This is a genomic window from Caryophanon tenue, assembly GCF_001700315.1.
GTDB classification, from domain to species: domain Bacteria; phylum Bacillota; class Bacilli; order Bacillales_A; family Planococcaceae; genus Caryophanon; species Caryophanon tenue.
Window position 1 is genome coordinate 1 of record NZ_MASJ01000026.1, and the last position, 25,659, is coordinate 25,659.

At 40.6% G+C, this 25,659-nt stretch carries 21 protein-coding genes and 15 tRNA genes; 8 read left to right on the plus strand and 28 right to left on the minus strand.

Annotated elements, in window-relative coordinates:
• Positions 1 to 94: 94 nt before the first annotated feature.
• Both A6M13_RS11675 and A6M13_RS11680 read right to left on the minus strand, forming a co-directional pair.
• A complete protein-coding gene (locus tag A6M13_RS11675; protein WP_066546483.1) occupies positions 95 to 1,834 on the minus strand; it encodes an ABC transporter ATP-binding protein in 1,740 nt (579 codons plus the stop codon).
• On the minus strand, positions 1,834 to 3,573 hold the full coding sequence (locus tag A6M13_RS11680; protein WP_066546485.1) for an ABC transporter ATP-binding protein: 1,740 nt from the start codon (positions 3,571 to 3,573) through the stop codon (positions 1,834 to 1,836). The genes A6M13_RS11675 and A6M13_RS11680 overlap by 1 nt, the downstream gene beginning before the upstream one ends.
• Before the next feature lie 663 nt (positions 3,574 to 4,236).
• Here A6M13_RS11680 and A6M13_RS11685 point away from each other — a divergent pair.
• Positions 4,237 to 5,598: a hemolysin family protein gene (locus tag A6M13_RS11685; protein WP_245669311.1), complete on the plus strand. Its 1,362-nt coding sequence runs from the start codon at positions 4,237 to 4,239 to the stop codon at positions 5,596 to 5,598.
• A gap of 49 nt (positions 5,599 to 5,647) precedes the next feature.
• Here the strand turns inward: A6M13_RS11685 and A6M13_RS11690 are convergent, their stop codons facing one another.
• Both A6M13_RS11690 and A6M13_RS11695 read right to left on the minus strand, forming a co-directional pair.
• Entirely contained in the window at positions 5,648 to 6,298 is a 651-nt protein-coding gene (locus A6M13_RS11690) for a response regulator (RefSeq protein WP_066546488.1), read from the minus strand.
• 17 nt (positions 6,299 to 6,315) lie between these two features.
• On the minus strand, positions 6,316 to 7,431 hold the full coding sequence (locus A6M13_RS11695; protein WP_066546490.1) for a GAF domain-containing sensor histidine kinase: 1,116 nt from the start codon (positions 7,429 to 7,431) through the stop codon (positions 6,316 to 6,318).
• A gap of 150 nt (positions 7,432 to 7,581) precedes the next feature.
• On the opposite strand from A6M13_RS11695, the gene A6M13_RS11700 reads away from it, so the two are divergent.
• Entirely contained in the window at positions 7,582 to 7,773 is a 192-nt protein-coding gene (locus tag A6M13_RS11700) for a hypothetical protein (protein ID WP_066546499.1), read from the plus strand.
• 64 nt (positions 7,774 to 7,837) lie between these two features.
• On the opposite strand, the gene A6M13_RS11705 is transcribed toward A6M13_RS11700, so the two are convergent.
• Positions 7,838 to 9,388, minus strand: coding sequence for a carbon-nitrogen hydrolase family protein (locus tag A6M13_RS11705; RefSeq protein ID WP_066546501.1), 1,551 nt, complete (start codon positions 9,386 to 9,388; stop codon positions 7,838 to 7,840).
• 139 nt (positions 9,389 to 9,527) lie between these two features.
• Here A6M13_RS11705 and A6M13_RS11710 point away from each other — a divergent pair, with 139 nt between their 5' ends.
• Entirely contained in the window at positions 9,528 to 10,049 is a 522-nt protein-coding gene (locus tag A6M13_RS11710) for a thioredoxin family protein (RefSeq protein WP_066546503.1), read from the plus strand.
• A gap of 68 nt (positions 10,050 to 10,117) precedes the next feature.
• Positions 10,118 to 10,951: an RluA family pseudouridine synthase gene (locus A6M13_RS11715; protein ID WP_066546505.1), complete on the plus strand. Its 834-nt coding sequence runs from the start codon at positions 10,118 to 10,120 to the stop codon at positions 10,949 to 10,951.
• A 142-nt stretch (positions 10,952 to 11,093) separates the two neighbouring features.
• Here A6M13_RS11715 and A6M13_RS11720 read toward each other — a convergent pair whose 3' ends face one another.
• The 3 genes from A6M13_RS11720 to A6M13_RS16135 all read right to left on the minus strand — a co-directional run bounded on the left by A6M13_RS11720 (position 11,094) and on the right by A6M13_RS16135 (position 12,977).
• Entirely contained in the window at positions 11,094 to 11,912 is an 819-nt protein-coding gene (locus A6M13_RS11720; protein ID WP_066546512.1) for an aldo/keto reductase, read from the minus strand.
• A gap of 21 nt (positions 11,913 to 11,933) precedes the next feature.
• Positions 11,934 to 12,755 carry an aldo/keto reductase gene (locus A6M13_RS11725; protein ID WP_066546514.1) on the minus strand — a complete coding sequence of 274 codons (822 nt, stop codon included), beginning with the start codon at positions 12,753 to 12,755 and terminating at the stop codon, positions 11,934 to 11,936.
• A 78-nt stretch (positions 12,756 to 12,833) separates the two neighbouring features.
• Positions 12,834 to 12,977, minus strand: a complete 144-nt coding sequence (locus tag A6M13_RS16135) for a hypothetical protein (protein ID WP_141680952.1) — start codon at positions 12,975 to 12,977, stop codon at positions 12,834 to 12,836.
• A gap of 370 nt (positions 12,978 to 13,347) precedes the next feature.
• On the opposite strand from A6M13_RS16135, the gene A6M13_RS11730 reads away from it, so the two are divergent.
• Positions 13,348 to 14,196: a VOC family protein gene (locus tag A6M13_RS11730; RefSeq protein WP_066546519.1), complete on the plus strand. Its 849-nt coding sequence runs from the start codon at positions 13,348 to 13,350 to the stop codon at positions 14,194 to 14,196.
• A 268-nt stretch (positions 14,197 to 14,464) separates the two neighbouring features.
• On the opposite strand, the gene trmL is transcribed toward A6M13_RS11730, so the two are convergent.
• Together trmL and queG are read right to left on the minus strand one after the other, a co-directional pair.
• Positions 14,465 to 14,947, minus strand: coding sequence for a tRNA (uridine(34)/cytosine(34)/5-carboxymethylaminomethyluridine(34)-2'-O)-methyltransferase TrmL (trmL, locus tag A6M13_RS11735; RefSeq protein WP_425393922.1), 483 nt, complete (start codon positions 14,945 to 14,947; stop codon positions 14,465 to 14,467).
• A 3-nt stretch (positions 14,948 to 14,950) separates the two neighbouring features.
• Entirely contained in the window at positions 14,951 to 16,081 is a 1,131-nt protein-coding gene (gene queG / locus A6M13_RS11740; protein ID WP_211270313.1) for a tRNA epoxyqueuosine(34) reductase QueG, read from the minus strand.
• A 59-nt stretch (positions 16,082 to 16,140) separates the two neighbouring features.
• Between queG and A6M13_RS11745 the strand changes: the two genes are divergently transcribed.
• Positions 16,141 to 16,806, plus strand: a complete 666-nt coding sequence (locus tag A6M13_RS11745) for a B3/B4 domain-containing protein (RefSeq protein ID WP_066546522.1) — start codon at positions 16,141 to 16,143, stop codon at positions 16,804 to 16,806.
• A 53-nt stretch (positions 16,807 to 16,859) separates the two neighbouring features.
• Here the strand turns inward: A6M13_RS11745 and A6M13_RS11750 are convergent, their stop codons facing one another.
• Entirely contained in the window at positions 16,860 to 18,377 is a 1,518-nt protein-coding gene (locus A6M13_RS11750) for a methyl-accepting chemotaxis protein (RefSeq protein WP_066546528.1), read from the minus strand.
• Positions 18,378 to 18,600: 223 nt separating this feature from the next.
• Here A6M13_RS11750 and A6M13_RS11755 point away from each other — a divergent pair, with 223 nt between their 5' ends.
• Entirely contained in the window at positions 18,601 to 19,482 is an 882-nt protein-coding gene (locus tag A6M13_RS11755) for a DMT family transporter (protein WP_066546531.1), read from the plus strand.
• 56 nt (positions 19,483 to 19,538) lie between these two features.
• Here the strand turns inward: A6M13_RS11755 and A6M13_RS11760 are convergent, their stop codons facing one another.
• Both A6M13_RS11760 and A6M13_RS11765 read right to left on the minus strand, forming a co-directional pair.
• Entirely contained in the window at positions 19,539 to 20,459 is a 921-nt protein-coding gene (locus A6M13_RS11760; RefSeq protein ID WP_066546534.1) for a S66 peptidase family protein, read from the minus strand.
• A gap of 93 nt (positions 20,460 to 20,552) precedes the next feature.
• Positions 20,553 to 22,946, minus strand: a complete 2,394-nt coding sequence (locus A6M13_RS11765) for a M14 family zinc carboxypeptidase (protein ID WP_066546540.1) — start codon at positions 22,944 to 22,946, stop codon at positions 20,553 to 20,555.
• 110 nt (positions 22,947 to 23,056) lie between these two features.
• Here A6M13_RS11765 and A6M13_RS11770 point away from each other — a divergent pair, with 110 nt between their 5' ends.
• On the plus strand, positions 23,057 to 24,175 hold the full coding sequence (locus A6M13_RS11770; RefSeq protein WP_066546543.1) for an Ig-like domain-containing domain: 1,119 nt from the start codon (positions 23,057 to 23,059) through the stop codon (positions 24,173 to 24,175).
• 29 nt (positions 24,176 to 24,204) lie between these two features.
• Here A6M13_RS11770 and A6M13_RS11775 read toward each other — a convergent pair.
• The 15 genes from A6M13_RS11775 to A6M13_RS11845 form a co-directional block, all read right to left on the minus strand.
• Positions 24,205 to 24,286: transfer RNA gene (locus A6M13_RS11775), tRNA-Leu, on the minus strand.
• Positions 24,287 to 24,333: 47 nt separating this feature from the next.
• A tRNA-Cys gene (locus A6M13_RS11780) sits at positions 24,334 to 24,407 on the minus strand.
• A 6-nt stretch (positions 24,408 to 24,413) separates the two neighbouring features.
• Positions 24,414 to 24,488: transfer RNA gene (locus A6M13_RS11785), tRNA-Gly, on the minus strand.
• A gap of 6 nt (positions 24,489 to 24,494) precedes the next feature.
• Positions 24,495 to 24,569 (minus strand) — tRNA-Gln (locus A6M13_RS11790).
• Positions 24,570 to 24,576: 7 nt separating this feature from the next.
• Positions 24,577 to 24,652: transfer RNA gene (locus tag A6M13_RS11795), tRNA-His, on the minus strand.
• Positions 24,653 to 24,679: 27 nt separating this feature from the next.
• Positions 24,680 to 24,753, minus strand: a tRNA-Trp gene (locus A6M13_RS11800).
• A 21-nt stretch (positions 24,754 to 24,774) separates the two neighbouring features.
• A tRNA-Tyr gene (locus tag A6M13_RS11805) sits at positions 24,775 to 24,858 on the minus strand.
• A 9-nt stretch (positions 24,859 to 24,867) separates the two neighbouring features.
• Positions 24,868 to 24,943: transfer RNA gene (locus A6M13_RS11810), tRNA-Thr, on the minus strand.
• A gap of 8 nt (positions 24,944 to 24,951) precedes the next feature.
• Positions 24,952 to 25,027, minus strand: a tRNA-Phe gene (locus A6M13_RS11815).
• A 19-nt stretch (positions 25,028 to 25,046) separates the two neighbouring features.
• A tRNA-Asp gene (locus tag A6M13_RS11820) sits at positions 25,047 to 25,122 on the minus strand.
• Between the two features lie 3 nt (positions 25,123 to 25,125).
• Positions 25,126 to 25,200 (minus strand) — tRNA-Met (locus A6M13_RS11825).
• Positions 25,201 to 25,230: 30 nt separating this feature from the next.
• Positions 25,231 to 25,306 (minus strand) — tRNA-Val (locus A6M13_RS11830).
• 21 nt (positions 25,307 to 25,327) lie between these two features.
• A tRNA-Glu gene (locus tag A6M13_RS11835) sits at positions 25,328 to 25,402 on the minus strand.
• 26 nt (positions 25,403 to 25,428) lie between these two features.
• Positions 25,429 to 25,520, minus strand: a tRNA-Ser gene (locus A6M13_RS11840).
• Positions 25,521 to 25,532: 12 nt separating this feature from the next.
• Positions 25,533 to 25,608: transfer RNA gene (locus tag A6M13_RS11845), tRNA-Asn, on the minus strand.
• Positions 25,609 to 25,659: the final 51 nt, after the last annotated feature.

The window sequence follows — 25,659 nt, forward strand, 5'->3', positions numbered from 1 at the left end:
TAGAAGGTGTTTTTTTACTGTCTCAAAAAAGACAGTCAGTGCCACCACTGCTGAAGGGGTTTTTTAATTTTATCATCTACACTTTTACATTCAATTATTTTTGTTGTAATGACATTGCCTGCATTTCATACATTTTCGCATAAATGCCTCCTGCTTTTACAAGTTGCTCATGATTGCCAGCTTCTTGAATGACACCGCGCTCTAGCACTAAAATTTTATCTGCATTTTTAATGGTCGATAATCGGTGCGCAATAATAAATGTTGTACGTCCTTCTTTTAAAACATCCATTGCATGCTGAATCAATTCTTCTGTTTCTGTATCAATATTTGATGTTGCTTCATCTAATATTAAAATAGCTGGATCGAATGCTAAAGCACGCGCAAATGAAATAAGTTGACGTTGTCCCGCCGATAATGTGCTACCCTTCTCAATCACCGGCTCATCAATGCCGTTTGCTAAATTTGTTAATACACGCTCAGCGCCGACCGCTCGAAGTGCCGCTTCAACCGTTTCGCGCGAAATTTTCGGGTCATTTAAACTCACATTCGATGCAATCGTCCCCGTAAATAAATACGGGTCTTGTAACACAATCCCCATATGCTCACGAATCGTTTGGCGTGGCAATGTTGTAATATCAATGCCATCAATTGTAATACGCCCTTTGGATGGATCGTAAAAACGGAATAATAAATTCATAATTGAACTTTTGCCTGAACCCGTATGTCCGACGAGTGCAACCGTTTGCCCTCGTTTCGCCTCAAAATTTAAATTTTGAAGCACATATTCATCACCCTTATATGCAAACGATACATCTTCAAATACCACATGGCCTTCATAACGTGGGATGTGCTTTTGCGACACTGCTTCTCCGTCATTGTCCAATAGCTCAAATACGCGGTTCGCTGCAACGATTGAACGTTCCATTTGCGAAAACTGATTGACGATATTTGTCATTGGATTGAATAAACGCGTAACATAATCAACAAACGCGTATAATGTCCCGGCTGTTACGTAATCAATTGTTTCCATCGACTTCGTGCCAAAGAAATAAATAAACACAACGAACATCGACAAACGTAGTAAATTAACTAAATTATGTGATGTGGCAGAATCAAGCACAAGTAATTTACGGTGATATTGATAATGCGTATCATTGAGCTCCGTAAACTCTGCATGCATTTGTTTTTCACGACGGAATGCTTGAATAATGGTCATCCCGTTAATCGCTTCATTGATCATGCCGTTTAAATCGCCAATTTTCGTGCGAATGACATCATTATACTTTTGCGCATATTTACGATATAAAATCATCCATGCATATAAAATCGGTACGATAATCAGCGCAATTGCTGCAACAGGTGCATTTAATACAAAGAGCGCAATATATACACCGAACATTGATAAGAAACTAACCGCAAACTGAGATAACACCGTGACGTATAAATTACGTACCGCTTCGGTGTCATTCGTGACGCGCGCAACAATTTTGCCGGCTGGTAAATTATCAAAGTATGCAATCGGCATCGTCTGGATTTTCGAAAATGCTTCAATGCGCATTTTCTGTACGATACGGTTTGCACCGCCTTGTAACGCAATCATACTAAAATAACGCAAAACACCTGTTGCAATGGCTAGCGCTAAATACGTTGCGAGTAGCCATGCAATTGGAGCTACTTCTAATTGTCCAACAACCATATGATTGTCGATTAAATATTTCGCAATTAATGGCCCCATTAATTCGGTTGCCACAGACAGCGCTAAAATGAATAAACCACCAATAATATATCCTTTAAAGCGCATTGCGTAATCATATAAACGTTTTGATGGTGACATTACTGATTCGCCTCCTCTAACTGCTGGCGATCAAATTGTTCTTTGTACCAACCTTGTTGTGCTAGCAACTCTTCATGTGTGCCTTGTTCAATGATTTGTCCATCATCTAGCACAATAATAATATCTGCATGTTGAATACCTGACAGACGGTGCGTCGTAATAATGGTTGTTTTATCAGCACGTTCACGCTGAATATTTTCGATAATTTGTGCCTCTGTTTTCGCATCAACCGCTGATAAAGAATCGTCTAATAATAAAATTTCAGGGTTTTTAATCAACGCACGCGCAATTGATACACGCTGCTTTTGCCCCCCAGAAAGCGATACGCCTTTTTCACCAACCATCGTTTCTAAGCCCATTGGTAAATTCGCTAAATCTTTTTCAAAATACGCAAGGCGAATCGCTTCTGCTAACTCTTCGTCAGTCGCGTCCTCTTTCCCAAATAAAATATTTTCTCGAATTGTACGTGAAAATAACACATGGTCTTGTGGCACATAACCAATCCAATCGAGTACCTGCTCTTTCGACTGCTGTGCAATGTCGATATCGCCAATTGTAAACAGCCCTTCACCTAACGGATATTCACGTAATAATTGACGTAAAAATGTCGTTTTCCCTGCGCCCGTTTTGCCGACAATCCCTAATGTTTGCCCTTTTTGCAAAGCAATCGAAATATCGGCTAAATTTTTCACTTGTGATAGTGGATATTGGAATGTGAAATCGCGGAACCCTACTGATGTTGGTGACGCGTCAACATGGTGTGTTGCATTTTTCACATCTGCTTCATATTGCAACGTTTCTTCTACACGGTCTAATGAGGCATTACCTTGCTGCATTACATTGATCAGCTCACCAATCGCAAACATTGGCCATGTCGCTAATCCTAAATAAACATTAAACGATACAAGTTGACCAACTGTTAGTTCACCACGTGACACTAAGACCGAGCCATAGCCGAGCGCGATGACATAACAAAGTCCCATGCCGATACGTGTAATCGGTACGAATAAAGCGTTAATACGCACAACTGCCATATTTTTTTCAACGACCTCTTCGCTTTTTTCAAAGAAGCGTTGTTCTTCTAATGGCTCTTGCACATAAGCACGCACAACACGCACACCCGCTACAGATTCAAGTACATTATCATTCAAATCACCAAATGATTCTTGTGCCACCATATAACGTTCATGGACGATTTTACCGAGATACTGAATAATAAATGCCATAATCGGCACAGGTAGCATCGCAAATAATGTTAGCTTCCATGAAATCGTAAGTGCCATCGCTACGATAATCAACGCCATATATACGGTTGAATCAATAAGCGTCATAATCCCAAACCCAGCTGTTAATGATACGGCATTTAAATCGTTCGTTGCGCGCGCCATTAAATCGCCTGTTCGGTTTTTTTCGTAAAAAGTGGGAGTCATACGTAAAAACTGCTGAAATAACTTTTTACGATAGAGGCGGTCAATTGTAATTGCCCCGCCAAACAATTGATATTGCCATACAAAATTCAATACATAACTTGTCACAACAATCAGTAGTAACACAATTATATAGTTGCGTAAATCATCCGCTGTTAATTGTCCGGTTGTCATCGCATCGATGGCATCACCGATTAACCACGGCGGAATGACTTCAACAACACTCGCTAAAATCAGCAATGTAATTGCGACTGTGTATTGTCGCCAATACGCTTTAAAAAACCAACTGAGCTTTCCTAGTACTTCAAACATTCTTTCACCTAGTTTCTATTTTTTCATTCACATAGCCTCTACACGGCTAGTCATCTCTCACATACATCGTGCGTACCGTTTTGTTCATAATGATTCGTTTCTTCATCTTTTCAGCCTCCTCTAATGCGACTCACGAATGATAAAAACAACAAAAAAGACGCATACTCTAAAAAGAGCGCGCGTCTTTTTGGCAGAGGGGTGGGCATAGCCATCCCTTCTTTACAAATTACTGCTTACATATGAAAAAGAAGATAGATGACGTGTTATGAAATTGCATGAAGTGTTTCATGTGCTTGATGTTCATAGTCATTACCTCCTTTTTCGTCGTTATCATTTCGTGTTACTAAATACTAGCATAGCTTTTTTAGAGGGTCAATAACTTTTAGAAAATTCCTCATTTTCTTTCATTACGCCTTTTTGACGTAGTACTTCGTGAAGCAAGCTAACTATTGTTCATAGTTTATACAGGAAAATACTGTAATACACTAAAAAATGCTCGTTCGCCTCGAGATAACATCGCTTTTTCTTCAAACACTATTTGTTTTTTATTTATAAATATTTTATCATTGAAGTATTAACTATTTTTTGAAAACAGGAGGTGTACTCTTTATGGCCTTCCCTCATTCGGGCCGGTTGTAAAGAAATTATTTGGACGTAGATATAGTGGAACTAACCATAAGGCTGGCAGCATTTGCTGCCCTAATTGCCGCAACAGCATTTTTCGTTGCAACAGAATTTGCAATTGTTAAAGTACGTACTACACGTATTGACCAGCTCGTAGCAGAAGGAAGTAAGAAAGCGTTACGCGCAAAAAAAGTTACATCAAATCTTGATGAATATTTATCAGCTTGTCAGTTAGGGATTACGATTACCGCTTTAGGTTTAGGGTGGTTAGGTGAACCGACATTTGAACTTATTCTTCACCCGTTATTTGAATTTCTTGGCTTAAACTTAACGCCAAGTATGATGACTTTATTATCATTTGTAATTGCCTTCGCACTTGTAACATTTATTCATGTTGTTGTCGGTGAATTAGCGCCTAAAACATTAGCAATTCAAAAGGCAGAAGCTGTCACATTAACGCTTTCTGGTCCGTTAATTTTATTCCATAACATTATGTATCCATTTATTAAATTATTAAATGGCTCTGCTCGTGCGTTAACTGGTTTATTCGGCTTAAAAATGATGTCGGAATCAGAAGTAGCACACTCAGAGGAAGAATTACGTATGTTGTTGTCGGATAGCTTAAAAGGCGGCGAAATTAACGAATCGGAATACGAATATGTAAACAGTATTTTTGAATTCTCTGAACGAATTGCCAAAGAAATTATGGTACCACGTACTGAAATTGTTGGGATTGAAAAAGACTTAACGATTAAGGAAGTATTTGAGGTAATGGGTGTTGAACAATATACACGTTACCCGATTCTTGATGGCGATAAAGACCATGTCATCGGGCTTGTGAACATGAAACATTTACTAACAGCGTATATTAAAAACCCATCAAATGGTGACAAAAAGGTTATCGAATATATGCAGCCAATTATTCGCGTCATCGAAACAACACCAATTGATGACTTACTGTTGAAAATTCAACGTGAGCGTATCCATATGGCAGTCTTAATGGACGAATACGGCGGTACATCTGGCTTAGTCACAATCGAAGACATTATCGAAGAAATTGTCGGTGATATTCAAGATGAGTTTGACGAAGATGAAATTCCAGAAGTACAAGAAATTAAAGAGAACCATTATATTTTTGATGCGAAGCTGTTAATTTCTGAAGTGAATGATATGCTAAACATTCAGTTGAATGAAGATGATGTTGACACAATTGGTGGTTGGTTTATGACAAAACATTTTGACGTCACACATGGTGCTTCAGTTGAAGAACAAGGCTACTTATTCGTTGTGACAGAAGTTGAAGGTCACCACATTTTATACATTGAAGTGTCTAAACTTCCCGAAATCGAAAACACCGAGAAAGAGTTACTTTCTTTCGATGATTTGAACAATAAGAAATAATCGCATACGAAAAATGCTAGGCGAAACGATATTGTTTCGCCTAGCATTTTTATTGTACGCCGCTTCCTTCTGTCAAGCCGTGCTTCACTGCATAAAGTGCAGCTTGTGTACGGTCTTGTACTTCTAGCTTCGTAAAAATATTCGAAATATGTGTCTTTACTGTTTTTTCTGTGACAAATAATGATGAGGCAATTTCGCGGTTGCTCTTTCCCTTTGTTAACTCGGCTAATACATCTTGTTCACGTGGTGTTAGTGGATGGCGATTATGCGCTAAGCTCTCCTGCTCTGCGACGTTTTGCTCTAATTGGTCCGTCACAGTAGGATGCACAATACGCTCACCGTTCATAATTTGACGAATTGTAATCACTAAATCATCCGGCTCAATATCCTTTAACTGATAGCCTACTGCACCCGCTTCCATCGCTGGCACAACATGGTCACGATCTGAAAAGCTTGTAAGCATTAATACAGGCATATTCGGAAATTTCTCTGTTATACGCTTCGTTGCACCGATGCCATCTAACTCTGGCATAACTAAATCCATTAAAATAATGTCTGGCTGCAAACTTTCTGCAAGTTCAACAGCTTCGATCCCATTTTTCGCTTCACCGACCACTTCAATATCTTTTTGTGTTTTTAAAAAGACCATTAAGCCACGTCGAACAACATGGTGGTCATCTGCAATTAACACACGAATCATATAAATTCCCCCTCTTTTTAATATGGTATACGGATAAATAATTCGGTGCCTTTGCCGATTTCACTTATCCATTCCACCTTCCCTTGAAAAGCTTCAACACGCGAACGAATGGACTGCATACCAACAGATGGTAAGCTTTTTTCATTTTTCGGGGAAAAACCACGTCCATCATCTTTTAAAATGCATAAAACATCGGTAGCAGTGACGGTAATATAAAAATCTGCCTTTGTCACACCGGCATGTTTTCGCACATTATTTAAGCCTTCTTGCATCATACGAAATAATCCTTCTTCAATACGCGATGGTAGTTGAATAACGCCCGTAACATTTGTTTGCAACGTTAAGCCAAGCATTTCTGCATAGCTCTTAATCGCATCTACTAAGCCACCTTCTAAGCCTTTTGGTCGCAATTGCCAAATAAGTGCGCGCATTTCCGTTAAGGCTTCTTGCGTTAAGCTTTGTACATCTTGAAATAGCTCTTTTACATCGCTATCGACGGATAGTTCGACTCCTGCACGAGCTGTTAATGTAACAGAGAATAACAGTTGATTCACGGAATCATGTAAATCACGCGCTAGTCGGTTTCGCTCCTGCACAAGTGCCATCTCTTGCGCTTGCTTTGTTAATAAAATCCGCTTAATTGCCGAGCCGATTTGAAAGGCAACTGACTCTAAAAGTTCTAATTCCTCCTCATTAAAACGAATCGTATTTGGTGTTGCTACATTTAAAAGACCGAAGCGTTCATGACCAGATTGTAATGGCACTGTCGCATGATGTGTAATATTTTGATGGTCGCCTACATCCGCTGCAATCGCCGCTTCAATGCGTTGACATTCAATAATATTCGATGCTTTTTGTAATTTATTTGTACGATAACGAGATACGCACCAACAACCACCTTTTTTTAAATGGTCACAGCCGTTATACGATAATGCAGGTGGTAAGCTAACGTGTGTAACGAGTTCCGAACGACCTCGCTCATTAATAAAAAATACCCAACCTGTTTCAAATTTCGTGCCTTGCAACAGTTTTGTAAGTGCACCTTGCAACATCGCATCAATTTCTGTTTCTTCATTTAGGAACTCTGCAATTTCTTTTAATAATGTTGTATGTGACGGATCATTCATATACATCAGTTCTCCTCTTTCTACGCTTATATTTATGATACACGCTTTCTTCCTGCTTGCCTCCTCATACTTTTGGATGAAAATATGTTTTTTAACATTTAGCCAGGGTATATACATACTGTAATGTCATTTATCACTTTAGGAGGTATTTTATCAATGTCAAACTACAATCCAAAAGCACCAAACGAATTAGCAGATGCGCAATTAAAGCGACAAGAGCATGAGAGTGATGCAAGTAAAGCGGTTGCATCAAGACATCATCACAACGAAGAAAATGTTGATGGTAAAAAACCATTTGAATATGGCGATACAAATAAAGAATCGTATAACTCTATTCCAGGCGAGTAATACAAGCATATAACATAAACAAGCACTAACGAGGGTAAATTCGTTAGTGCTTGTTTATTACGTTTTATTGTTCTGTTAAATAGTCAACACGGTACACATCATGACGACGATCTTTTAAGTGCTTGACCGTACCATCTTGACGCTGACGACGTAAAATTTCTAAATCGACATCCCCAATAACAACCATCTCTAAGTTTTCACTCGTTTCCCCGACAATGCCATCACGTGCAAATTCAAAGTCACTCGGTGAGAAAATCCCCGACTGCGCATATTGAATATCCATATTTTCCGTTTGAGGTAAGTTGCCAACTGTTCCTGAAATAACCGTATAAATTTGGTTTTCAATGGCACGTGCCTGCGCACAGTAACGCACACGTAAATAGCCTTGACGATCTTCGGTACAAAACGGTGTAAAAATAATGTTCGCACCTTTTTCAGTCGCAATACGTGCAAGCTCTGGGAACTCGATGTCGTAACAAATTTGAATCGCAATTTTACCGCAGTTTGTATCAAACACTTCGACACTATCGCCAGCAGACACACCCCACCATTTTCTCTCATTTGGTGTGATATGAATTTTATATTGCTTTTCAATCGTTCCGTCATCACGGAATAAATACGCGATATTATAAATCTCGTCATCCTCTTCCATAACGAAGTGAGAGCCACCAATAATGTTAATATTGTAGCGCACCGCTAAGTCGGTAAATAGCTCAATATATTGCGGCGTAAATTCCGTTAATTTACGTACAGCTTGTCCTGGGGAACGCTCATTTAAAAACGACATTAATTGCGTTGTGAAAATTTCTGGGAACACAACGAAATCCGATGAAGCGTCCGCTGCAACATCAACAAAATATTCGCATTGATTCGCAAACTCTTCAAATGAATCGATTTTACGCATCATATATTGCACGACACAAATACGTACAGGATCACTTGTTTTAAAGTGTGAGCGTGTTTTCGGTGGCATATAATCATAGTTATTCCACTCCATTAACGTCGCATAGTAAAGTGACGCTTTATCATCTTCTAAGTAATTTGTATTAATACGCTTTACCGTAAAGTCGTTCATCACTTGGAATGATAATACCGGATCATAAATTTTATGCTTCATTACCGCATTCACATACTCACGCGGCGTCATTTCATGCGCATATTTATGATAATTTGGAATACGACCACCAAGTAAAATCGAGCGTACATTTAATTCACGCGCTAATTCTTTTCGTGCTTCATATAAACGTTGCCCAACCTTCATATGACGGAAATCAGGATGCACCATCACTTCAATCCCGTATAAATGCGTTCCTTTTGGATTATGATTCGTAATGTAACCATCGTCTGTCACATCGCTCCACGTATGGCGTTCATCATATTCATTGAAATTTAATCGCACTGACGAACATGAGCCGATGACTTGTCCATCTAATTCTGCGACAATTTGTCCTTCTGGGAAAATACGTAAATGACTTTCTAAATGTGCAATTTTCCACGGGTCCATTCCCGGAAATGACACACGCTGTATTTTTAAAATATCCTCGAAGTCTTCTCGACGTAGTGTACGAATAATCATTGGTTTTTCAAATTGACTAATATCTAATTCCTCTGACACAAAAATCCCCTCCAACTAGTTCTCTTTGTCTTATACCCGCTTGTGGCACGTTTTATTTACTTCTTTCTGTGAATTTTATATAATCGTTAGGGTAAAGCATGATTTTTTTTCATAAAGATAGGAAATGGGGGCATAAATTGTGGCACAAAACAAGAAAAAAACAACAGCTGCAAAGAAAAAAAGCAATGGCTTAAATAAGTTATGGCTTATCGGTGGGATTGTTGTTGTATTATTCATTGCCATTATTGTATTAAACAATCAATCGAATAAAACAAAGCTAGAAGATAGCCCGTATGATACGGAAGATTTAAACCAAGCAACAATTGATTTATTAAATGACGAAAACTATCAAAATATCATTTTACCTGCAGATTTACAAGCAAAAATCGATAGCGGTGAAGGTGTATTAGGTTATTTCTTCAGTCCAATTTGTGTACACTGTAAAGCATTTACACCAAAATTAATGCCAATTGCAGATGAAGTTGGCGTAGACATTCATCAATACAATTTATTAGAATACGATGCAGGTGGGGATGATTACGGCGTAACAGTTACACCAACACTTATATACTTTAAAGATGGTGTAGAAGCAAACCGTCTAGTTGGTGACGCAACCGAAGAATCGACACGCGCATTTTTAGAGAGCACTGTGGTAGAATAAAACTTTACGATGAAAAGAAAAAGGCATCCATGTAAATGGTTTGCCTTTTTATTATGGAGGATACAATTATGTTTACGTACACAATTGCCAAAAACGGCACAACAGTTGATACATTATTACGCAGTGAATGGCGCTTAGGAAAGAAAACCGTGCACGAATTACGCATGGCAAAAGCCGTAACACGTGACGGTGAACCTGTACAGTGGAACGACCCACTTGATGCAGGCACAGAAATCACCTTTACATTCGACGTACCTGCTTCAAGCTACAAACCAACAAAGGAATGTTTAATTGATATCGTGTACGAAGATGCACATTGCTTAATCATTTCAAAACCAAAAGGCATGAGCACACACCCAAATGATGATCGCGACACACATACGGCGATGAACCATGTAATGGCACATATTCAAGCAAATGGCGGTATTTATGCGGAGCACGTACACCGTTTAGATAAAGGGACGGAAGGTTTACTACTTGTCGCAAAACACCCACTCGCAAAATCCATTATGGACCGTATGATTGAGGAAAAAACAATCGTCCGTACGTATCAAGCAGAAGTGCAAGGAAATATTCGTTCAGAGTCTGGCACAATTAGTGAAAATATTGGTAAAGACCGCCACCATGCGAACCGCCGTGTCGTATCCGCATCAGGTCAGCATGCTGTCACACATTTTGAAGTCATTCAACGCTACAAAGGCACATGTATCGTCAACCTTGTCCTTGAAACTGGGCGCACGCACCAAATTCGTGTACACCTTGAATATATTGGTCATCCAATCGTTGGTGATACATTATACGGCGCACGTGAAACGAAGGAAGGCACATATCAATTACATGCCATTCAATTAGAATTCGACCACCCGTTCTTAAATGAGCGCATTACCGTAAAAGACCAATAAGTAAATCGAGAAAAAGAGCTTGAGATAAAAGCTGAAAAACAGCAAACTGACAAATGTCGGTTTGCTGTTTTTTTGATAATGGCAAGGTTCGTTTCGGTGGGAACGCCCTCCATAATAACATTGCTTGTTCATTCACTGCTTTTTAGAAATTAAAATTATCAGGGTCTGAGCCTGTACGGTGGAATGTATTTAAAGCTGTAATTGTCGCAATTTCATCCGTACCTAATTCGAAATCAAAAATATGTAAGTTTTCTGCCATACGCTCGCGATTCGCTGATTTTGGAATTGCAATATTGCCAAGCTCGATATGCCAACGCAACACAATTTGTGCAGGTGTTTTACCATATTTCGCCGCTAATTGCTTAATGATTGGGTGTGTAAATGTAATGCCTGTTCCTAGTGGTGCCCAAGATGTCACGGCAATATTTTTTTCTGCACAAAAAGCACGCAACGCATCTTGCGATAATGACGGGTGACATTCAATTTGATTGACCATTGGCGCGACATTTGCCACTGCTAATACTTGCTCTAAATGGTGCTGATGGTGATTCGACACACCTGGTACACGCACAAGCTTTTGTTCATATAAATGCTCAATCGCCTTATACGTATCCACTAATTGTGGCTTTGGCCAATGCGTTAAATATAAATCAACATAGTCTAAGCCTAATTTTTGAAGTGAGACATCAAATGCACGTAATGTCGTATCATAACCTTGATCGTCATTCCATACTTTTGTTGTGATAAATAGTTCCTCACGTGCAACACCTGAATCTTTAATCGCCTGTCCAACCGCTTCCTCATTGCCATAAATTGCAGCAGTATCAATCGCACGATAACCTGTCTCTAATGCTGCAAGTGTTGCCTCGTAAGCCTCATTATATTCTTTCATACGGAACACGCCGTACCCTAACTGTGGCATTTTCACACCATTTGCTAATGTAATTGTCGGTGAAGTCATATGTATTCCCCTCTCACATCTTTATTTTAAATGATCGAAATTAAACGAATCTGGGCTTTGGCCAAAACGCTCATCGCGGTTAAGGGCATCAATAATCGCCATATCTTGCGCTGAAATCGAGAAATCAAACACATTGAAATTATCTTCAATACGCGATGGTGTCACTGATTTTGGAATGACAACTAAGTCATGCTGTAAATGCCAACGAATGACTAGCTGTGCTGGTGATTTCTGATATTTTTTCGCGAGTTCGTTTAACGTGACGTCCCCTAAAACGTGCGAACGACCAAGTGGCGACCACGATGTTACTGCAATATTATGCTCGGCACAAAAAGCGCGTAGTGGCTGTTGTGTTAAATACGGATGGCATTCAATTTGATTAACCATTGGCGCGACATTGGCGGTCGCAAGTAACTGCTCTAAATGTTGCTGATGATGGTTTGACACACCGGTAGCGCGAATTAATTTTTCATCATATAGACGTTCAATGGCACGGTATGTATCGACAAACTTATGTGCTACTGGCCAATGTGTTAAATATAAATCAACATAATCCATATTTAATTTTTTTAACGATACTTCAAAAGCGCGTAACGTTTCATCATAGCCTTGATCATCATTCCATACTTTTGTCGTAATAAAAATTTCGTCACGTGCCACACCGCTGTGACGTACTGCTTCGCCAACTTCCTGCTCGTTATAATAAAGAGCTGCCGTGTCAATTGCGCGATAGCCTGTATCAAGTGCCGTCGTAATCGCTTGTAATGTTTCATCGCGGTTTGTCATTTTATACACACCGAGACCAAGCTTTGGCATCTCGACACCATTTGCTAATTTTTTCATGGTTGTCCCCTCCTTGTTATACGCATTATAGCATACGTATTCAGAAAAAAAGGAAGCCAATTGCTCGCTTCCGTTCAATTACTCTTCACTATCAAATTGCTTCGGGTCACGCTCTCGTTTTTCATCATCTTGCTGTTCACGCATTTGCTCCATCTCTTTCCCAAGCTGTTTTAAATCATCCATTGAATTGGCCATTGTACCGCTCAGTTCTTCTTTTTTCATATACATCCCCCCATTTCTCCTAACATCATATTGTTATATATGTACCCTTCTTCCTGCTTCACGAATCTTTTTTCTGAATTTCTTTGCACAAAAATCGTCGTGCGTTATACTAAGAAAGAGTACGTCAGTTAATAAAGGAGGATTTTATGAAACTACTATTAATTTTAGGTGTTTGTATTTCTTTTTTAACGGCCATTTTTACAGCGGGCTACGATCGTCCGTTAAAATCTCCAAATGAGTAATCTATGTAGACAAAGCTATCAGTTGGCTTTGTCTTTTTTATTATTTGACTTTAAAAACAAAGTAGCTTATCATTGCTTACATAAAGTAACTTAATAATAAATTACAACCTAATTGGAGGATTATTCATATGCACTTCTTTGAAAAACCAAATAACTTCGTACAACATGTGGAAATTAAAGTGAGCAACTTAGCGCGCTCTCTTACGTATTACCAAGAAACAATCGGCTTATTCGTCATAAAAACAGAGGGCAATTTCGCGTATTTAGGTGCTAAAAATAGTGACACACCATTACTTATTTTAGAAGAAGTCGAAAATGCGACAGCGCGTCCACATGGGACAACTGGTTTATATCACTTTGCGCTACTTTTACCGGAACGTAAACATTTAGCCAATATTTTACGCTTCTTCGCAGAACGCGGTGTACGTCTTGGTGCATCCGACCACCACGTATCAGAAGCACTTTATTTAAATGACCCCGATGGTAACGGCATTGAAATTTATGTAGATCGCCCAGAAGAACAATGGCAATGGAATAATGACTATGTGCATATGACAACTGAACCGTTAAATGCGCAAGATGTTATGACAGCTGAAGATGGTACTTGGGATGGTATGCCTGAAGGAACAGTGATGGGACATGCGCATCTAAATGTTGCAAGCATCGCTGATAGTGAGAAGTTTTATACAGAAGCATTATTATTTGATGTGGTCACACGTTACGGCCCAAGTGCTTTATTTATTTCTACCGGAAAATATCATCACCATATTGGCTTAAACACATGGCAAAGCGAAGGCGGCTCTCCTGCGCCAGCATCAAGCGTTGGTCTAATTGCGATTTCACTTCAATTAGCAGATGAAGCGCAAAAAGCAACATTGCTTGAGCGATTAACAGCGTACGGTGCGCCGTATACGGAAACAACAGACGGCTTTGATACACAAGACCCTGCTGGTAACACGATTCGTTTCCGCTTCTAAAACGAAAAAGACATGCACTCAGTTGTCCAAGCTGAGGCATGTCTTTTTCTATGGAATAAACTTTAAACGAACAACATTATCGATTTGTGCTGTTACACAAGTTAAGGGAGGAAGATCGAGCATTTGACCATGACGAAGTGGTCGCGCTCTTATTGATAATGATAATCCCTATCAATTGTAACGTCAATAAATAATCTGAAATTTACAATATCATGGCCTAAACGAGCGTTTTCATGCACTCATTCTGTTTTACAGCAAAAGACGTATTTTATTTTAAGCCTGGGTAATTTTGTTGGCGAAGCGCCTCATAAATTACAATCGCTGCGGTATTCGATAAGTTTAATGAACGCACATGGTCACTTTGTGGGATGCGTAAGCACATATCTGCACGCGCTTGTGCAAAGTCTTTTGGTAATCCTGTCGTTTCACGCCCGAACATAAAGTAAATATCTTCTTGTTGGTCGCTAAAGTCATGTGTCGTAAACGGTTCATCACTATATGTCTCGATTAAATATACCGAGCCATCCTTACTATACTCCACAAAATCTTCTAATGAATCATGGTACACAACATTTACATGCTCCCAATAATCTAATCCGGCACGTTTTAACATTTTATCATCCGTTGAAAATCCTAATGGACGAATTAAATGTAATGATGTGTTTGTTCCTGCACATGTACGAGCAATATTTCCCGTATTGGCTGGAATTTCTGGTTGATATAACACAATGTGTAATGGCACAATGTACACTTCCTAACGTAAAAATTGTAGCCCTTTGTCGATTTCAGCTAATACTTCTTCATCGTTTTCCTTACTACGTGCTAATAATAACACTTCTTCTGCCTCCGGTGTGCCAATTTTGCCAATTGCCCACGCGGCTGTTCCACGAATGACCGGACGCGTATCTTTGTGCAGCAGCTCAATTAGCTCTGGCACAGCCGCTTCTTCTCTAAAATGCGCTAATGCTAAAATGGCATTTCGTTGAATCGGCTTTTTCCCACGCCACGAACCTGACACATGACCGAATGTTGTTTTAAATTCTTTATTCGACATATGTAAAAATGGTTGTAATAGTGGCTTTGCCAGCTCTGGATCTGGCGTAAACTCCTCGTGAATCCAGTTCAGCTTGCCTTTATTTTTCGGGCAGACCGTTTGGCACGTATCACAGCCATATAAACGATTGCCGATTTTTGTGCGGAACTCATCTGGCAACATCGTTTTTGTTTGTGTTAAAAAGGCGATACAACGCTTTGAATCAAGCTGTCCCCCTTCAATTAACGCACCTGTTGGACAAACATCAATACATAAGCGGCAATCACCACATTCGTCTTCGATTGGCGTATCTGGTACAAACGGAATATTGGTAATAAGCTCTCCTAAATACACATACGAGCCAAACTCGGGTGTAATGACCGAACAGTTTTTAGCGCTCCAGCCAATACCTGCGCGCTCCGCTACAGCACGGTCCACAAGCTCTCCCGTATCAACCATTGAGCGAATCGCCACAGTTGGCACACGCTCTTGTAGCCATGCTTCAATTTTTTGCAGACGTTCACGCACAGCGACATGATAATCGACACCCCATGATGCACGACAAAACACACCACGACGCGCCCCTTTTTTGCCAAGTGGTGCATTTTCCATACGCGACGGATAAGCAAGCGCTATCGAAATAATGCTCTCTGCACGATCAAGTAACAATGTTGGCTCCGTGCGTAATTCCACATCCGACTCCTCAAAGCCTGACTGGTAATTTAGCTCTTGCTGGCGACGTAAACGATTTTTTAATTCCATAAATGGTGCGGCTGTCGTAAAGCCGATTTTATCCACACCAATTGATTTCGCATACGCGATTAGCTCTCGTTGTAATGATGCAATGTGCACACGAATTCACTCCTTCCTATGCTACACTATAGTTAAATGACATATATGGAGGGAAATGCATGCAACTTACGATTGACCCGTCAATTTTACATACAGTCCCTAATTTTAAAATTGGCTATATTCAGTATGACGATATTACGATTAGTGAATCGCCTCAAATGATTAAAGGACGCACACAATTATACCAAGAAAATCTGTTTCTTGAAATGCAAGATACTCCAGTTACGGAACGGGCTGATATTGCTGAATGGCGTCAGTTGTGGAAAACATTCGGGGCTGACCCAAATCGCTATCGTCACTCAGCAGAAAGCTTACTGCGCCGCATCGCAAAAGAAAATTATATCGCACCTATTCATAGCGGTGCTGATATTAATAATTTCTTTTCGATGAACTATGAAATTCCAATCGGCTTATATGATGCAGCGACCATTAACGGTGACATAACGGTTGTGCTCGGTACAGCGGATGATACATACGAAGCATTAAACGGACGCAATGTTTCGCTACAGCATATCATCCATACAAAAGATGCGACAGGTAGCTTTGGCAGTGCCTATGTTGATTCGGCACGTACAGCCGTTACTGAAACGACAAAACAAGCGGTGCAAGTATTCTATTTACGTCCATCGCTCTCTCGACAAGAAAATGAAAAGCTATTGGAAGCTGCAGCGAAAATGTTTACACAAGTAAATGGCGGCACAGCACATATTACGCTATTACCGTAATGAGACAAAAAGGACATATCCCACAAGACGACGGGATATGTCCTTTTATTACATTAACGATTACGAAGCTGTGTTGTCACGCGCTCGGTTAAGCTGTGTAAATTGGTCATGACATGTGTGAGCTTATGAAGTAATGTCGCTTGTTGCTGTGCAGAGCCTGCTATTTGCGCCGAACTATTTTCTAGCTCTTCAACTGTTTCATTCACAAGTTGTAACGATTGCATGACAGCGCTCACATGTTGTTCAATATGTTCCGCTTTCGTGAAGGATTGCACGACATTATCGGTTACTTCTTGAATATGGGTTGTAATATCGGTAAATACCTTATCTGTCGTTGCGACTTCCTCTACACTTTTCGCTGTAGCTTGCAGTGTAGATGACATTTGCTGAATAAACTGCTGCATATCTTGTTGCAGTTGCTGCATCGTTTGCTGAATTTCTTTTGCATAATCAGTGGAAGAATTGGCAAGCTTTCGTACTTCATTCGCTACAACGGTAAAGCCTTTCCCCGCTTCACCTGCATGTGCCGCTTCAATCGATGCATTCAGTGATAATAAATTCGTTTGGTTCGCAATATCTTGAATCACCTTTAAGCTCGTTGCTATTTCATCCATGCGCTGCTGAAAACGTACCGTTACATGTTGTACTTCTTGTTGTTGCTGCTGTAAATATGCCATCTGCTCGGTCGTTTGATTCATTTGCTGTTGTCCATTTGTCGCCACTTGTAGCATATTTGTTGCTGTTGTTGTCGCTGCGTTAATTTGCTTCACAATATCATGCGCATAATGTGAAATATTTTCTAAGTCTTGTTGAATCGCCTGGCTAGACTGATATTGCTCTTTCGTTGCCGTTGCTAAATGCGTGAGCGATGTATGTGTCATTTCACTATTTTTCGTAGATAGTTGAATCTCTTCTTCGACTTGATTCGTTAAAACATGAATTTCATGAATCGTTTCTTCAAGCGCCATCGTTGCTTGCACGCGCTGCTCTGCCTGTTCTTTTTGCTCGGTTAATGTTGCCACGTCACGTTTACGCCCAACTAATTGTGCGATTAATACACCACTCGTTAATAATAAAAATAATGCATGGACAAGCAATAGCTGAAATGAATAGTCTGACATACCACAAATAATTTCAGGCACTGTAAAGTAGCCGACAAAATGATGCACGGCAAATAAAATAGTACTGACAATAATAATTTTCATGCGCTCAAAATAAGCGAGTGCCGCTAGTACCATAAAGATTGAAAAATGATATTCAATCATGCCTTCTCCAGAGGCGATAATTGCCATACTTGAAAATGTTAGTGATAATGCAATCCACATTTGGACGATATATACATGTCGATGTTGTTTATACGCAAGCATTGCACCAATTACCGTTCCAACCGACAACACATAAAAAGTAGCAATGCCAATTTGTTGTACAGCCATGCCGCTTTGTCTCGCTTGTGTTGTCACAATATAGGGGTCTACCCATTGAAATACGTGATGGGCAATATAAATGATTGTTGATAACAAAATTAATACCCATGCAAAATAAATCATGACTTTCGTTTTTCTTAATTCCATGCCCTTCACCTCTTATATATGTATACCTTTACTTCCAATAAACTATGCTAAATTTTTGTAGAATTCTATGATTATATATATATAAGTGAATTGGACCTATACGATATGAAGTACTACATATTTTTCGGCAGAATCATGACCTAAAGACTATTATAGTCAGATAATTCGGTATTGTATTTCTTTACTATTCACATTATCGTTAAAGGGAAAGGAGATGACGCGTATGCAGGGTATTCCCGCATCCGTATTATTGCTACTAGCTACTGTTCTTTGGGGTGGTAATTTCGTGATTGGACGGGCTGTGGCCGATGATATTGCACCATTCACACTTGCCTTTTGTCGGTGGTGTATTGCATTTCTTGTACTAGCTCCCATTGCTTTTCATGCATGGAAAAAAGATTTACCGCTATTCAAACAGCACTGGAAAATTATTTTACTATTATCGATTACCGGTGTTGCAGGCTTTAATACGCTCGTTTACATCGGGTTACATGATACAACATCGATTAATGCTTCGCTCATGAACTCATCAACACCCATTATCATTTATTTATTAGCATTTATAGCGTTACGCGAAACATTAACGAAACAACAAATTATCGGTACAATTATTTCACTGATTGGGGTGCTATTTATTTTAAGTGGTGGCTCACTTAGCAGCCTACAAAATTTCCACTTTAATAAAGGGGACGTAATTGTACTTGTTGCCATTGTCTGTTGGAGTATTTATTCATTAATGATTAAGCAGTACGCAGGCATTTTACCAGGGCTATCGACATTCTTCATGACCATTATTGTTGGCATCGGTTTATTACTGCCATTCTTTTTATACGAAAGCTTTACAGTCGCCGATACGATTACATGGAATGTGTCGTCAATTGCCGCTATTTTATATGTTGGATGCTTTGCGTCAATTGTTGCTTTTTTATCGTGGAATAAAGGCGTTATGAAAATCGGGGCAAGTCGCGCAAGTATTTTCCTTAACTTCATTCCGGTCTTCGCCGCTTTATTTGCCGTTCTTTTTATCGAGGAACAATTACATATTTTCCAATTGCTCGGTGGTATTACCGTAATTATTGGTGTCTTAATCACGAATAAAAAATAATACAAAAAATGCCCCTTCCACAGTACACACTGCGAAAGAGGCATTTTTCATATGTCTCACTCAACGCCCGGTAAAATCATTAACGTTCGTTCATCTGCATTTAAAATGGCGTCTACACCAAGCGGTAGCGCAAAATGCGGTTCACAATGACCGATATTAAAGCCTTTTACAACGGGTACACCAAGTTCACTAAAATAATCGTTAAACACAGCGTCAAATGTGCTATCTTGCGGCGCTAAACGTTGCGAATATTTGAAATCGCCAATAATGATTCCTGCGATGTTTTCAAACTTACGCGCTAAACGTAATTGATTAAGCATGCGGTCTACACGCAGTGGCGACTCTTCAATATCTTCGAGCACTAAAAGTTTCCCACGTGTATCAATCTCATACTTTGAGCCAATCGTTGATGCAAGCAGCGTTAAATTCCCACCGGCTAACTCACCTCGTGCTACACCTGGTGAAACGGTTTGTAGTGGGCTTTTCGTATTGTCATAAAACAGCTCCCACGGTTGCATAAGCTGTAAAAACATACGCTCACTTACTTCGCTGAAATCCTCTCGTGCCATATCCCCTAGCATATCGCCGTGGAATGTTACTAAGTTGGCATATTCATTAAAGACCGTATGTAACGCTGTAATATCTGAATACCCCCAGAAAATTTTCGGATTATCTTCAATTAATGGATAGTCAATTTTATCAAGTAAACGACCTGTACCATAGCCGCCTCGTGCACAAATAATAGCTTTAATTTCTGGATTTTTGAACATGGCATGTAGTTCTTCTACACGTACCTCGTCGCTTTTCGCTAAATAATGGGCATCTCCGTCAACAACCGAATCTGCTAATACATAGCGTAATCCTAAACGCTCTAATACTGGTAATGCCATTGCTAAGCGCTCTCGGCTAATTGGGCTGGCTGGTGCAATAATACCTACCGTATCGCCCGCTTGTAAACGTTGTGGTCTTTGTTTCATTTCTTTCACCTCTCTCAAAACGTTACCCCATTCTCCCCATAAACACAATAAGAAAGGCAAATGAGCGTCATTATTTCACCCATTTGCCTTGCTTTATCGTCCGTTCGCTTCCGTTGCGGCAATTAGCCCTACTGTTTTATTACGCTTCCACACATCATCCCATCGGCTTAACGGTACAACGCTCTCCCCTGCATACGGTGCAATTTCCATCGTAATGGCTGGTAGCGCATAATACTGAATAAACCAATCTGTCGATGCCCCCGAGCAACAGCCTCGATTCGGTGGAACAAGTGAATAGCCTGTCACATTTGAAATACGCTGTGCTAACGCGCGGTCACGCTTTGCATTTGTCGCATTTTGATTGTGAGACCAATAAATAATTTGTCCTGACGAATGCCATGAAATATACGACTTAAATGCGCGCTGCTTCACAAACGATTGCAATGCCAGTGCTTCTGGCTCTGAAAACACACGATATCCTTTAAAGTTTTTAAACGATGGTGCTACAGTTGTTTCTTTTTGTACCCAGCCGCCATCAAAATTACGATTTAGATCGACACCACGAATATTGGCTTTCCAACGAGCGACATTTGTACTGCCGCCATTTATACGTTGAATCGCGGCTGCATTTTTTGCCGAAGCTAATCCACCTTGAACAAGCGTTACACCATCTGGATTCATCATCGGTACAAACCAAATGCTCGTACTATCTAACAGTTTCTGCACATCATAACCGTTAAAGCTTTGTACGTTGGCATATGCGTAGCTATATTGGTCAATCATTTCAAGCAATACATTTGTCGTCATATGCTCACGTGCGTGTATCGAGGCATCCATTAATACTTCCTTGCGACCATTGCCGACACGTAGCGCATATAAAGGACGACCTTCAACAGACGCGCCGAACGTTACAAGCTCAGTAAACTCTGGATACATTAACGAAAACAGCTTCAAATGATGTGTCATCTCTTCATAGCTAATATTTTTCTTCGGTGCAATTTGATTTGTGTGCATAAAATCTTGCAAATTAATATAACCGATGCCACCTGCAAATTCGACAAGCCCTGTCGTATTCGTCACTTGTAGTAATGTGTACGACTGCCCTTTCGCAATGGCACCAATTTTGGCACCACCACTTGTCATAACTGCCGCATCGTGCTGTGCTACAATTTGTGCTGGATACCTAGGCTGTGCTGCATGTTGTAAAGACAGCGGTGTCGTGCCTTCAACAAGCGCTTGCTTGGCTACGTGGTATGTGCCACCATTCGAGCTAATTTTCACATAGTTTCCTGTTGTGCCATTCCCCTCGAAAATAAAACCAGGTGATAGCGCCCCAACACGTTTAAGTGCTGTATTTAAATACGGTGTCTCTATCGCTACCTTATATGGCAGACGGCTGCTTAGTGTCGTGTCGTTCATTCGGATATAGCCTTGCTTGCCTCCTGCTTCAACAACATAATAATCGCCACTAATGGCTATGACGGACAGCTTCGTCACAGTGACACCTTCCATTAGTAAGGAGCCATCTGGTTTGTCATATATGCGATAATATGGCTTCGTCCGCACTGTTCCAACAGTTGGTGCTTCGTATGGGACAACCACTGGTGCTGGCTGAAGCAACGCTGCATCTACATAGTATTTTTCTTTCCCTATTGTTACTACTGCGACAGTGTCATTTTCCACTAATGTAAACGGCATGGCTTGCTGTGGCTGTCGCCAAAGTGCCGTATACTGTTTCAAGTTACTTGAGCTATATAATTTTGTACGCTCTGGAATATAAGCTGTACTTATTTGCGCTAATGCTTCATTATATGTAGGTTGTATTGTTTCAACATCGTTGCGATGCTGTTCGCCATATGCCATCATTCGCGCTAAAAATGTCGCGAATTGTGCGCGTGTTACATGTTGACGTGGCTCGTAATAATCGACAACCGTAATATTCGCATAACGTAATGCAATAATCGCTTCTTGTTTTTCAATGTCACCAGCTTTCCCTAAATCATGAATTGTTGGCGTAAACTGTGCTTCTTTATATGCCGATATAACATCAACATTGTAAATAGTTTTTAACGCACGTACGAGCACAACTGCCATATGTTGACGTTCCATAAGGTTGGTACTATCTAAAAAACCTTCTGACCCAACAAAAATGCCCTCTTCTTGTACGACAGCTGCAAGACGTGCAAGCTCTTTGTCATTGGTTAAACTAACATCTTCAAAACGAGGATACATTTCTGCGTCTTCTGGTATTGTGTAATCATTTTTCACCATAAAGCGTCCGAGTAATTTCACCACATTATTACGCGTAACAGCTTGGTCTGGGCGATATGTTTGGTCTTCATAGCCCGTCACAATCCCTTGTTCAGCAAGGGTATATATCGCTTCTGCGTGACCGTTCCCTTCAAGATCGGTGAACGTTTGTGCAGCCGCTGGTTTGCTCACGCTTAACATTGCTGTACACACGATAACAGCAAATAATCGCTTCATTTTCCACACTCCTTTGCCGGTGTTTAATTTTATTGTATCGAATTCACTTACAAAAAAGTAAGTTTTTTAACAAAACAGCTCCATATACTCATACATTTTCGGAGGATAACATGAAAAAATACGTGCTCTTACTACTTTGTTTATATTTTTTCCCGCAGAATGCTTTTGCAGAGGAACGTCCACTACTAACTGTTGATGGTTTGAAAAGCTGGACGATTACGTTTTCTGAAGCGCTAGATGACACAACATTAAATGAACAAACGATTTATATCGAAACAGTCACTCAGCAAAAGCATCCTGTTTCTATTTCATTACAAGCAGAACATATCGTCATTGTTGAACCGCTACAACCATATACAAGTAGTGAGCCGTATACATTAGTCATTCAAGATGTAAAAAGTCGTTCACAAAAATCATTAGTGGAAATCAGTCGGCAGCCATTTACAGTGAGTAATCACCCTACCACTGCAACTTGGATTTGGAACGCATATGATTTAAATTTAGCCTACGTTGATTTTTTAATAAAACAACGCACTGAAAAAGTGTTTGTACAGGTTGATTATGATTTACCAATGTCTGCTTATGTACCATTTTTTGAAAAGCTACAGCAACACAATATTAAAATTTATGCATTAGAAGGTATCGTTGGCAAGCACTGGTTTGACCAACCATATTACGAACAGCGTTATTTTAACTGGGTCGAAACGTTCCAACAGCAATACGGTTATTTTGATGGTATTCATATTGATGCTGAGCCTTATATTTCGCCTACTTGGCATACAGCGCAGCAACAAGTCCTCCAGCAATATTTCAATTTTTTACAACGCGCACGCACATTTGCAGACGATGCCCAGCTACGTTTTGAAGTTGATATGCCTTTTTGGTTTGACCTAATCACCTATAGGAATTCGTTTGGTAGTGGAAACGTTGCACAATTTATTATTGATTTAACGGATGAAGTAACCATTATGGCATATCGTAACAGTGCAAATGCAATCATTGACGTTGCGAAAGAGGAGTACACGTATGCTCATCAACAGCAAAAGGACATAACCATTGCCATTGAGACATTGCCGAGTGATGAAGGTAATTTTTTAAGTTTTTATGATCAACCATACACGTTTTTACCGAGTATATACGCTGTTCATGAAGCTTTCGATAGCACAATTGCTATACACTACTTACAAGCATGGATGTCTTACACACAAAATAAAAAAGCGAAGGCATGAGGCTATCCCCATCCCTTCGCTTTTTTCAATACCGGTGGCCGGGTTCGAACCGGCACTCTCGAGAGAATCGGATTTTGAGTCCGACGCGTCTGCCAATTCCGCCACACCGGCGCAAAAAGAGTACAAAAAAAAACCGGCTATCCCGATTTCATAAAAATTGGAGGCGGCAGTCGGATTTGAACCGGCGATCAGGGTGTTGCAGACCCATGCCTTACCACTTGGCTATGCCGCCTCTATATGGAGCGGAAGACGAGGTTCGAACTCGCGACCCCCACCTTGGCAAGGTGGTGTTCTACCACTGAACTACTTCCGCAAAAAATGGCTGGGGTACCAGGATTCGAACCTGGGCGTGACGGAATCAAAATCCGCTGCCTTACCGCTTGGCTATACCCCAACAAAAATGGGGCGACTGATGGGAATCGAACCCACGAATGCCTGAACCACAATCAGGTGCGTTAACCACTTCGCCACAACCGCCACAATGTTAGTATAAAAATATTAAGATGGCAGGGGCAGTAGGAATCGAACCCACACCAAAGGTTTTGGAGACCTCTATTCTACCGTTGAACTATGCCCCTAAACTAAAAAAATCCAAAAAATGGTGGAGGGGGACGGATTCGAACCGCCGAACCCTAAGGAGCGGATTTACAGTCCGCCGCGTTTAGCCACTTCGCTACCCCTCCGGGAAAATATGGTGCCGGCGAAAGGAGTCGAACCCTCGACCTACTGATTACAAGTCAGTTGCTCTACCAACTGAGCTACACCGGCAAAATATATGGTGGGTTTGGACGGAATCGAACCGCCGACACTTAGAGCTTCAATCTAATGCTCTACCAACTGAGCTACAAACCCACATATGTAAATAAAAAAATGGCGGTCCCGACCGGGATCGAACCGGCGATCTCCTGCGTGACAGGCAGGCATGTTAACCGCTACACCACGGGACCATTTGGTTGCGGGGACAGGACTTGAACCTGTGACCTTCGGGTTATGAGCCCGACGAGCTACCACTGCTCCACCCCGCGACAATATTATGATATTACATGTAAAAATAATGGTGGAGGATGACGGGCTCGAACCGCCGACCCCCTGCTTGTAAGGCAGGTGCTCTCCCAGCTGAGCTAATCCTCCATCTGGGTATTCAATAATAAGTGGTGACCCGTACGGGATTCGAACCCGTGTTACCGCCGTGAAAGGGCGGTGTCTTAACCACTTGACCAACGGGCCAAGAAAATGTTGTTGAGTAAGGTTACTGGCGGAGAGTAAGGGATTTGAACCCTTGAGACAGTGTTAACCGCCTACACGATTTCCAATCGTGCTCCTTCGACCTCTCGGACAACTCTCCAAGAAGAAAATATGGCTCCGAAGGCAGGACTCGAACCTGCGACCTGCCGGTTAACAGCCGGATGCTCTACCAACTGAGCTACTTCGGAATAATACTAGCGAAGCGACGTCCTACTCTCACAGGGGGAAACCCCCAACTA

Coding starts and splice junctions, on each gene's coding strand:
- A6M13_RS11675 (WP_066546483.1), bottom strand. CDS start 1,834: ATGTCACCATCAAAACGTTTATATGATTACGCAATGCGCTTTAAAGGA.
- A6M13_RS11680 (WP_066546485.1), bottom strand. CDS start 3,573: ATGTTTGAAGTACTAGGAAAGCTCAGTTGGTTTTTTAAAGCGTATTGG.
- A6M13_RS11690 (WP_066546488.1), bottom strand. CDS start 6,298: ATGATTCGTGTGTTAATTGCAGATGACCACCATGTTGTTCGACGTGGC.
- A6M13_RS11695 (WP_066546490.1), bottom strand. CDS start 7,431: ATGTATATGAATGATCCGTCACATACAACATTATTAAAAGAAATTGCA.
- A6M13_RS11700 (WP_066546499.1), top strand. CDS start 7,582: ATGTCAAACTACAATCCAAAAGCACCAAACGAATTAGCAGATGCGCAA.
- A6M13_RS11715 (WP_066546505.1), top strand. CDS start 10,118: ATGTTTACGTACACAATTGCCAAAAACGGCACAACAGTTGATACATTA.
- A6M13_RS11720 (WP_066546512.1), bottom strand. CDS start 11,912: ATGACTTCACCGACAATTACATTAGCAAATGGTGTGAAAATGCCACAG.
- A6M13_RS11725 (WP_066546514.1), bottom strand. CDS start 12,755: ATGAAAAAATTAGCAAATGGTGTCGAGATGCCAAAGCTTGGTCTCGGT.
- A6M13_RS16135 (WP_141680952.1), bottom strand. CDS start 12,977: ATGAAAAAAGAAGAACTGAGCGGTACAATGGCCAATTCAATGGATGAT.
- A6M13_RS11730 (WP_066546519.1), top strand. CDS start 13,348: ATGCACTTCTTTGAAAAACCAAATAACTTCGTACAACATGTGGAAATT.
- A6M13_RS11745 (WP_066546522.1), top strand. CDS start 16,141: ATGCAACTTACGATTGACCCGTCAATTTTACATACAGTCCCTAATTTT.
- A6M13_RS11750 (WP_066546528.1), bottom strand. CDS start 18,377: ATGGAATTAAGAAAAACGAAAGTCATGATTTATTTTGCATGGGTATTA.
- A6M13_RS11755 (WP_066546531.1), top strand. CDS start 18,601: ATGCAGGGTATTCCCGCATCCGTATTATTGCTACTAGCTACTGTTCTT.
- A6M13_RS11760 (WP_066546534.1), bottom strand. CDS start 20,459: ATGAAACAAAGACCACAACGTTTACAAGCGGGCGATACGGTAGGTATT.
- A6M13_RS11765 (WP_066546540.1), bottom strand. CDS start 22,946: ATGAAGCGATTATTTGCTGTTATCGTGTGTACAGCAATGTTAAGCGTG.
- A6M13_RS11770 (WP_066546543.1), top strand. CDS start 23,057: ATGAAAAAATACGTGCTCTTACTACTTTGTTTATATTTTTTCCCGCAG.